Source organism: Clostridium oryzae (assembly GCF_002029235.1).
In the GTDB taxonomy this organism is placed as follows: domain Bacteria; phylum Bacillota; class Clostridia; order Clostridiales; family Clostridiaceae; genus Clostridium_AE; species Clostridium_AE oryzae.
This window is the reverse complement of sequence record NZ_MZGV01000148.1, coordinates 1-1,975: the sequence shown is the minus strand read 5'-3', so window position 1 is coordinate 1,975 and position 1,975 is coordinate 1. Positions and strand designations below refer to the sequence as shown.

The window sequence follows — 1,975 nt, the reverse complement described above, 5'->3', positions numbered from 1 at the left end:
CTATTATGATATACTGATTATTTATTTATCGAATTGGTATAATTATTTTTACTTCTTGTATACAAATAGACATATCTGATATATAATAAACTCAAAAGAGAATATATATTTATACTGCATATTTAATGTTGACTTTTCTCGATAACGTTATCATAAGATAGGAGAATGAATTATGAGTAAAGCAGATATTATTTTAAAGTCCTCTAATATTTTTACAGCTTCCTCTGATACTGTTATAAGCGGTTTTGTTGCAATATCCGGAGAAAAAATTATTGCGGTAGGAAAACCTGAAAATGCCCATATCTACGAAGGTACTGACACAAAAATAATTGAACTTGGTGACAAAGTTGTTTGCCCTGGTTTTGTAGATGTTCATTGTTTTTTTACTGGTTATGTTTTAGGCTTTGCAGGTGCAGATTTATCCTCTGCCAAATCTCCAGAAGAAATATTAGCATTAACCAAAAACTACGCAAATAAACTGCCTGCTAATAAACCAATATTAGGACATGGATGGAACAGTGAGGTAATAGATGTAAAAGATAATTCTTCATTGAATCTCGAATTCAGTAAAAGACCTGTTATTCTATTCGCTAAAGGAGGAGAGACATGTTGGATGAATGCTACTGCAGTTGATACATATCATTTTACACCAGACACCTGTTACCCAGAAGCATACTGGCGTTTGCTTGAGGAGGTCTTGACAGATGAACACTTCATTGAAAATCAGTTTAAGAGCTATATGTCTATGCTTAACAGCCGCGGAATAACTGCCGTAAAGGAAATGGGATTTGATGATTTTTATAGTTTTACAGATACCCTTGAGAAGCTTGAAAAAAACAAAGAGCTTACTTTAAGAGTATCATTTATGTCCCAGCCAGTAGGTTATGGTGCTAACATAGCTTACGGCAAAAAGATGAAAGAACGTTTTAAAGGTACATTTGTTGAATTCAGCGGGTTTAATAGGATGACTGACGGTTCTATTTCCTGTCTATGCGGAGATTTAAAAAAGCCTTATAACTGCGCTCCTGAACTCCTCTGTGCTCAGCAGATAGATTATGATATGATTGAAAAAGAAACTCTTGAAGCCGATAAAGAAAACTTTCGTTTTTCTCTTCATGCCCAAGGTGATGCTGCTATTAGCAAAGTCCTTGATATATATGAAAAATGTAACAGAAAAGATGGCCGCCTTGTAAACCGTCATTCTATTACAGATATAGAATTTTCCGACCCAGTAGATCTGGAAAGAATGGGTAAGCTAGGAGTTATAGCTGAAATATATCCGCAAATTATGTCTATAACTACGTCAAAAGAAAAAATAGCAATGATCAAAGAAAAAATAGGTATGGATAGAGGAAAATATTATTGGAATCGCCGGAAGATGGCCGACAGCGGTGTTATATTATCTTGCGGAACAGATTTGCCTCTTATGTTTCCAGATATTCCAGAGTCAATATATCATGCCTGTGGTGGATTCTTTCCAGAAGGCGGAGAGGCTTTTAATAAGAAAAACACTCTTACTATTTCAGAAATTCTAACTGCTTGGAGCAAGGGTGGACAATATAACCTTTACCATGAGAATATCTTAGGTACTCTTGAAGCTGGCAAACTTGCAGATATAGCAGTACTAGATGGCGATGTTTTCTGTACCGATATACGAAATATACGAAAAATAAAGGTATGCCTTACAATAGTAGATGGAAAAATTGTGTTTAATACACTATAAAAAATGGTAGGAAGTGATTTCCGTCGGCTAAAAATGCCTCCTCCAACCATTTCCTACCTTATGCCGACTCTATGCATTTACAAAATATTATTTTCTATACTACTTCTTCCAAATTATTTTTCTTGCTATAAATGAGCGTTTTTACATCCAATAATTTACAATACAAAAAACAAAAACATTTATGCACTCTTTTGTTATAATTAAGTTGCGCAAAACACAACAAAGGAGAAACATAAATGTTCATAGGCTCAA

Annotated in this window: 1 protein-coding gene; it reads left to right on the top strand. The window is 34.3% G+C overall.

Annotation, left to right across the window (positions count from 1 at the left end; genetic code table 11):
- Positions 1–172 precede the first annotated feature (172 nt).
- Positions 173–1,723: an amidohydrolase gene (locus tag CLORY_RS22715; protein ID WP_139376134.1), complete on the top strand. Its 1,551-nt coding sequence runs from the start codon at positions 173–175 to the stop codon at positions 1,721–1,723.
- Positions 1,724–1,975: the final 252 nt, after the last annotated feature.